Source organism: Bacillus sp. SIMBA_074 (assembly GCF_046534555.1).
GTDB classification, from domain to species: Bacteria; Bacillota; Bacilli; order Bacillales; family Bacillaceae_G; genus Bacillus_A; species Bacillus_A mycoides.
Map to the genome: position 1 here is coordinate 1 of NZ_JAWRYM010000499.1, position 273 is coordinate 273.

1 protein-coding gene is annotated in these 273 nt (G+C 60.1%); it reads left to right on the forward strand.

The features are described from left to right. Window positions 1–19 precede the first annotated feature (19 nt). Window positions 20–273, forward strand: a 254-nt coding sequence (locus SB773_RS31735; protein WP_410594298.1) for a hypothetical protein, incomplete at its 3' end; no start/stop codon positions are given.

Genomic DNA, 273 nt, shown 5'->3' on the forward strand with positions numbered 1-273 from the left:
GATCTGGGCGGTTGCGACGGTGATCTTCACGATCCTCGGGGTCTCTCCAGATCTCCTCTACCCTGTCGCCAGCGGAAGCGGCACGTTCGCCGTTCTGCTACTCCTTTTCATCACGAGCTTCGCCGTGCTGGTGTTCTTCCTCAGACGCAGGAGGACTGCTCCGGAGTCCATGTGGAAGACGATCATCGCGCCGGCCGGGAGCGCCCTCTTCCTCGGCGTCATCACCTATCTGGCGATCACTAACTATCCCGAGCTCATCGGTGGCAATGTCAT